7 protein-coding genes and 1 tRNA gene are annotated in these 6,404 nt (G+C 68.5%); 1 reads left to right on the top strand and 7 read right to left on the bottom strand.

What is annotated here, in order from left to right; genetic code table 11:
• Positions 1 to 310 precede the first annotated feature (310 nt).
• From GQS65_RS11880 to GQS65_RS11850, 7 genes are all read right to left on the bottom strand, one after another.
• On the bottom strand, positions 311 to 970 hold the full coding sequence (locus GQS65_RS11880; RefSeq protein WP_158204859.1) for a hypothetical protein: 660 nt from the start codon (positions 968 to 970) through the stop codon (positions 311 to 313).
• A 131-nt stretch (positions 971 to 1,101) separates the two neighbouring features.
• A tRNA-Pro gene (locus GQS65_RS11875) sits at positions 1,102 to 1,174 on the bottom strand.
• 98 nt (positions 1,175 to 1,272) lie between these two features.
• Positions 1,273 to 2,373: a succinylglutamate desuccinylase/aspartoacylase family protein gene (locus GQS65_RS11870; protein WP_158204858.1), complete on the bottom strand. Its 1,101-nt coding sequence runs from the start codon at positions 2,371 to 2,373 to the stop codon at positions 1,273 to 1,275.
• Positions 2,374 to 2,427: 54 nt separating this feature from the next.
• On the bottom strand, positions 2,428 to 3,336 hold the full coding sequence (locus tag GQS65_RS11865; RefSeq protein WP_158204857.1) for an RNA-guided pseudouridylation complex pseudouridine synthase subunit Cbf5: 909 nt from the start codon (positions 3,334 to 3,336) through the stop codon (positions 2,428 to 2,430).
• A gap of 1 nt (position 3,337) precedes the next feature.
• Positions 3,338 to 3,916: a (d)CMP kinase gene (gene cmk / locus GQS65_RS11860; RefSeq protein ID WP_158204856.1), complete on the bottom strand. Its 579-nt coding sequence runs from the start codon at positions 3,914 to 3,916 to the stop codon at positions 3,338 to 3,340.
• Positions 3,917 to 4,015: 99 nt separating this feature from the next.
• Positions 4,016 to 4,924 carry a DUF106 domain-containing protein gene (locus tag GQS65_RS11855; RefSeq protein ID WP_158204855.1) on the bottom strand — a complete coding sequence of 303 codons (909 nt, stop codon included), beginning with the start codon at positions 4,922 to 4,924 and terminating at the stop codon, positions 4,016 to 4,018.
• A 97-nt stretch (positions 4,925 to 5,021) separates the two neighbouring features.
• Positions 5,022 to 5,651: an adenylate kinase gene (locus tag GQS65_RS11850; protein WP_158204854.1), complete on the bottom strand. Its 630-nt coding sequence runs from the start codon at positions 5,649 to 5,651 to the stop codon at positions 5,022 to 5,024.
• Between the two features lie 58 nt (positions 5,652 to 5,709).
• On the opposite strand from GQS65_RS11850, the gene GQS65_RS11845 reads away from it, so the two are divergent.
• Positions 5,710 to 6,357 carry a class I SAM-dependent methyltransferase gene (locus tag GQS65_RS11845; RefSeq protein ID WP_158204853.1) on the top strand — a complete coding sequence of 216 codons (648 nt, stop codon included), beginning with the start codon at positions 5,710 to 5,712 and terminating at the stop codon, positions 6,355 to 6,357.
• Positions 6,358 to 6,404 lie beyond the last annotated feature (47 nt).

Raw genomic sequence — 6,404 nt, 5'->3', positions numbered from 1 at the left:
GGTGACGTACGTCGTCACCCCCATCAGCAGTCCTACCCCCACAACCAAAACCCGAAGTAGGGGGTGAATCGTGCGGTGTACTAGCGTACTACACGCGCACCCTCCACGCGCACTCGACAGTAGCGAAGCAACGCAAACACCGCAACCGCCGTTACTTTGTGTTAATCAGCCGAGAGGTGGCGGTTTCCACCTCCGAGCCGAGTCGGTTGGCGGGTGGGTCGAACACCTCCAAGGGGTGACGACGTACGTCACCCCGCCTACTGGGGCGAGAGAACGCGGCTCCTTGCGGGGTGGGGGTGACATCGTCATGTCACCCCTCCTCCGGCCAGACGTCCAGGTCGATGAGCAGGCGTTTCTTGACGACCGAGTGGTTGTTCGCTGGCGAGGGCGACTCGTAGGGTATCCAGTCGGCTCCCTCGAACGTCTCGCCGAGTTGCTCGATGAGCCGCTTGCAGTGACGGTCGCCGTGACCGGTGGCGCTCTGGACGTCCTTCCAGAACAACTGCGTGTAACCGTCACCGCGAACGTGGTCAGGTTGGTCCGAGACGTTCCGAGCAACGTCGAGGACCTTCTCCCAGTTCTCGGCCATCGGGTCGGGCGTCGCCCGTCCTTGCTCCTCGATGACCGACTCGTGACGCTGAACAGCAGACCCGACGCGCTCGACCGCCGGGAGGTGCTGCATCGGGTCCTGCCGGTAGTCTTCGATGTCGAGGTCACAGAGCCGTCCGAGAACATGGTTCCACGTGTCCCGGCCGGGCTTCGACGTGTTGTACTGAACCTTCCGAAGAACCGCTCTCAGGTGCGCGCTGTGGGCGTGTGCTGCACGCTCGGCGCGGTCGGCCCGACGCTCGGCTTGTTCAGCACGACGTTCTGCGTCCTCAACGCGCTGGGTGAGTTCAACGAGCTGTCGTCGCAGCGCTTCGATGTCGTCGACGTCTTCTTCGGCGGCGAACGGCCCGTCGATGCTCATCGCGAACCACCTGCGATGGCCTCGCTACACCGGTTGCCGCTATATCGCGGCGAGAGCGGTGGCTCACCGATCGAATTCGCCAGGCTCGACACCCGCAGCTTGCTGGTGTCGACGCCCTGTAAAACGTGAAGTGGGACCGCTGAGATTCGAACTCAGGTCCGACGGACCCCATCCGCCGAGGATACCAGGCTACCCCACGGCCCCGCGTTCTCATCGATGAGAGACCGACGATTAAGCGCTTCGCTTCGTCCGTGTCCGCGCCACGGTGAGACAGGGGGACCGACGCGGGGGCCGTCCGTGAGTCACTCGTCGTCGCGGGGGACGACCAGGCCCTCCTCGTCTCGGACCGCGAGGCTCGCCACGGGGTCGTTCTCGTAGACCGCGACCCCGTGACGCCGCCCGAGGACGTAGCCGTCGGCCTCGCTCTCGACGGCCGTCAGGTGCTCGCCGGTCGGCGCGACGACGTCCGCGACGGTCTGGCCTGCCTCCAGCGTGTCGCCTGCCTCGACGCGATGGCGCACGATACCGGCGGTGTCGGTGTACGGGCCGACGTGACGACGCACCGGGAAGGAGACGGGGGCGTCGACGCCGGGGTCCGCCGCTTCGACGGACTCGGGCGGTGTCTCCAGGGACCCCCAGGCAGCGAGCGCTCGGCAGACCCCCGCGACACCGGCCGCGCGATGGGCCTCCTCGACGACGCCGTGACTGCCGAGTTCGACGGTACACGCCGGAACGCCGGCGTCGTTGAGCGCCGCCCCCGCCGTCGAACGCTGGAGGTTCTGCTCGGTGTACTCCGCCGCGCCGTACTCGGTGACGACGGGCAGCCCCACGGCCGCACAGAGCCGGTCGAGGTCTTGGGCGAGCGACTCGGCCGCCTCGCGGTCCCGGACCTCGCCGTAGAGCACCCGGTCGCGGATGGTGAACGGTATCGACCCGACGTGGGCGGTGTGCAGGTCGAGCAGCAGGTCCGCGCCGGGCACGTCGCCCTCGCCCGTGAACGCCTCGTAGATACGCCGGTCGACGAGTTCCTGGACTCGTGGCGGGCGCGACGACTCACGCTCGGCGTCCGGGAAGTACCGGTTCGGGTCGTCCTCGTGGTAGTAGGAGGTCCGGGTCGTCCGTCGGAGACCGGCGGGGTTGAGCGACGGGAGGCAGACGACGGTTCCCGAGAGCGTCCGAGGGTCGAGGGCGGCGACGGCGTCCTGTGCGGTGGCGAGCGCGGTCACCTCGTTGCCGTGGATGCCTGCGGTAATCCACGCCGTCGGCCCGTCCGCCCGACCGTTGAGGAGGACGACGGGGAGTCGTTCGGGCGTGCCGGTCGGGAGGTCGGTGACGGTCCAGTAGCCACGTGCACGCTCGCCGGGGGCGGCGCTGGCGGTGCCGAGGGAGACGGTGTCGGTCATGTGCTCCCCGCTCGTGGCGACGGGAAAGCGATGCTGGTTCGACGAGAACGAGGCTCAGACCAGGACGCGTTCCAGCGAGACGACGGTCCCCGAATCGGCGTCGGGGTCGCCGACCCACGTCCCGAGACAGACCGCCGCGCCGTCGGGCGTGTAGCAGGCCACGAGGTCGCCCTCGGGAACCGTCCCCTCGGGGACGTCTCGCCACGGGTCGGAAGCCGCGGGCGGTTCCCAGTCGAGGACGCCCGGTGCGTACACCGATGCCCCGTGAGCGACCTGCTCGGCGGCGCTCTCGGCGACGGTGACGCGAGGAAGGTGGACGAACGCCTCCTCGGCGGGACGGACCGCCGCGCGTATCTCGGACTCGTCGCCCTCCTCGCGGGCGAACGCCAGCGCGTCGGTCACGTCGTGGAGCGTGGCGAGCGTGCTGTCGTCGAACGGACCGGTTCCCGCCCGGCGGAGCGCACCCATGTTCGCCCCCGTCCCGAGCGCCAACCCCAGGTCGTGACAGAGCTTCCGGACGTACGTCCCGCTCTCGCAGTCGATTCGCAGGAGTGCGCGGCGCTCCTCGCGTTCGAGGACGGTCAGGTCGTGGATGGTCCGGGTGCGGATGCGACGGCTGACTGCGCTCTTTCGGGGCGGCTTCTGGAGCAGTGGCCCCTCGAACTCCGAGACGACGGCGTCGAAGCCCGCCGGCGCGGGCTTGTGGAGTTCGAGTACCGCGACGTAGCGTTTGGGGACGGTGTCGAACACCTGTGCGGCGCGGGTGGCGTCGCCCAGTAAGACCGGGAGACAGCCGGTCACCTTCGGGTCGAGCGTCCCCGCGTGGGCCGCCCGGTCCTGACCGGCGACGTCGCGGAGCCACGCCGCGACCTGGTGCGACGAGGGGCCGGGCGGTTTGTCGAGGTTGACGACGCCGAACGAGAGCAACTCCTCGAGCGACCGTTCGTCGGGCGGTCCACGCATCTCAGAACTCGTAGCGGACGCCCTCGACGGGAGCCTTGCCCTCGTCGTGTGCCGGGTCGTACGATTCGACGACCGTGACGAGCGTGTCGACCATCGCCTCGGGGCCGAGGCGGGCGGTGTTCAACGCGAGGTCGTAGATGGTGCGGTCGGCGATGTCGATGCCGTAGTACTCCCGGTAGCGAAGCGCCTCGCTCTCGGCACGGGCCTGGGTCTCCTCTTTGGCGAGCGCGACGGGTTTCTCCTCGCGGTCGGCGATGCGGGCCGCGCGAACGTCGAGCGGTGCGTCGAGCCAGATGCGGAAGTCGGCGTAGTCGCCGGCCATCCAGCCCGCGAGTCGGGATTCGAGGACCACGTCGTCGCGCTCCTCGGCGATGGTCCGGAGTCGCTCGTCGAGGTCACGGTCTATCTGGTCGTCCTCCTCGGCGAGTTTGTTGAACGCCAGCGGGGACATGTCGCGGTCGGCGGCCAGTGACCGGAAGATGTCGCCACCGCTGATGTGTTCGTGCGAGAGGTGCTCGGCGAGGGCGGCCGCCGCCGTGGACTTGCCGCCTCCGGCGGGTCCGGAGATGGTAATCAACATGTGCCCTCTCTGTCCGAGCGTGATAAAACGGTTCTCCTCCGCGTCGACCCGTGTGAGAGGGAGACGCGGGACGGTGGGAGTCGCCGAGGGCCGAACGCCCTACGACGGCGACGGCGACGTGTTGATGTCGAGGGCTTTCCGGAGGATCTGGGTGAACCCCATCGAACAGACGAAGTACCAGAGGATCCACGCCGGGAAGACGAACGCGCCGTCCGGCCACGCGGTCTGGCCGATGAGCGGCATCGTGACGCTCCCCAGTTCCGCGGTCTGGGTCAGCACCTCCCAGTAGAGCCAGAGGAAGACGGGGATGGTGATGAGCATGATCCAGACCATCGGGCGGAACTGCATCTTCATCATGCCCATCTGGTCGCCCATCGCCTCCATGCGCTCCTCGTTGATACGGTCGACGGCGTCGTCGTCGCCGCGTTCCTTGGCGTCCTTGTACCGGTCCTGAATCTCCTGCATGCGCGACTGGTACTCGCCCATCTTGTCGGTGTCCATCAGGTTCGCCTGGAGGAGCGTCGAGTACAGGCCCGTCACCATCGCCAGCAGGAGGATGACCGCGTAGAAGGGGAGCATCTCCTGGAGCGGCCCCAACACGGTGTCGAGCGTGCCGCCGACGAGGTCACGGACCGGACCGACCTGATAGCCGGCGAACAGTCCGAGCGCGGCGAGACCGGCGAGTTTGTCGTAGGTCGTCCAGCCGGTGTCCTCGTCGTCGTCGGTACTCGCCGACGTGCTCGGACCGGTCGACGACCCGTCGTCGCCGTCGAGCACCTGCTCGACGCCGTCGGGGTCACGGACCCGGAACCCGTCGCCGTCGCCGCTCTTGAGGATGCCCTTCTCGATGAGTCGGCCCCACTGACCGCTCGACAGTTCGTCGTCCACGTCGCCCCACTCGACGCTGCCGCCGTTCGACCGAGACCGGTCGAGGACGACTTCGAGTGCGTGACGCATGCCGGGGTCCTCGCTCGTGAGGTCCCTGACCTTCTGCGCAACACGTGCCATTTGCCGGAGATAGGAACAGCGTCGTTATCAACCCTGTGACGTGGCCGCGTCGGACGGGGTCGGCCGAGAGCGCTCCTCGGCGGGGTCACCGACCGACTCAGGTGTCGGTCTGTGCGTCCTCGATGGCGAGGCGCAGGTCGTGCCAGACGTCGTCGGGAGCCTGTTCGCCGTCGAGACGGGCCAGTAGGCCACGGTCCTCGTAGAACTCGATGAGCGGCTTCGTGTTCTCGTCGTAGACGTCGAGACGGTCTTTCACGACCTCCTCGGTGTCGTCGTCGCGCTGTTCGAGACGGTCCCGAATCTCCTCTTCGGCGGGCATGTCGTACTCGACGTGGTAGTTCTCGCCCGTCTCGGGGTCGACCCGCCGGCCGGTCAGGCGCGTCACGAGTTCCTCACGACCCACGTCCAGCAACGCGACGATGTCGAGGTCCGTCTGCTCGTCGAGGTACTCCGCCTGCGACATGTTGCGCGGGTAGCCGTCGAGGACGAACCCGTCGGCGTCTTCGAGCGCCGCGACGACGATCTCGTTGACCACCGGGTCCGGGACGAGTTCGCCCTTGTCCATGTACTCGCGGGGCTTGCCGTAGTCGGTCTCCATGTCCTTGTTCGCCCGCAGGGCGTCGCCCGTCGTGATGTGTTCGACGCCGTACGTCTCGACGATGCGCTTGCTCTGCGTACCCTTGCCCGCACCGGGCGGCCCGATCAGCAGGATTCGTGGGTTGCTCATACGCGGTCCCACATCGGCCTCCCTAAAAGGCTTGTAGGAACCGTCACGACTCACCAGCATGGACGACCCCGTCTCCCGCACGCTCGCCGCCTACGAGGGTCTCGCCCCGGAGTACCGCGAGCGCCACGACGACCGGAGCGTCGTCGCCGAGTCGGTCGAGCGGTTCGACCGGGCGCTGGCCGACGCCCGCGAGTCCGGGCCGCTCACGACCGACCGGCCCGCTCGCGTACTGGACGTGGGTTGTGGCCCCGGCTGGGAGGCCGCGACGTTCGCCGACCGCGGACACGACGTGACCGCCGTCGACCTCACGCCGGCGTTCCTCGACCAGGCCGGCGAGGTCGCCCCGAACGCCGCCCGCGTCCGGATGGACATGCGGACGCTGGGCTTCGCGTCGAGAGTCTTCGACGGGCTCTGGGTCTGTGCCTCCTTCCTGCACGTCCCCCGCGAGGACGCCGCCGAGACGCTGGCCGGCTTCCGGCGCGTCCTCCGACCCGGTGGGGTGCTGTTCTGTGCGGTCCAGCGCGGCGAGGGTGAGCGCGACACCGAGGCCAGTCCCTACGAGGCCGACGACGAGCGACGGTTCACGCTCTACGGCGAGGACGAGTTCCGCTCGCTCGTGGCGTCGGCCGGGTTCGAGCGCGTCGAGACGAGCGTCGACGACGACCACTGGATTCAGTCGCTCGCACGGGTGCCCGGCCGCGAGTGACGGGCACGAGTCGGCACCGGACCCGCCCGGAGTCAAGAACTATCACG

Origin of the sequence: Halomarina oriensis, assembly GCF_009791395.1 — an archaeon.
Lineage (GTDB): Archaea > Halobacteriota > Halobacteria > Halobacteriales > Haloarculaceae > Halomarina > Halomarina oriensis.
The sequence above is the reverse complement of the archived record's forward strand: the minus strand, read 5'-3'. Positions and strand labels throughout refer to the sequence as shown.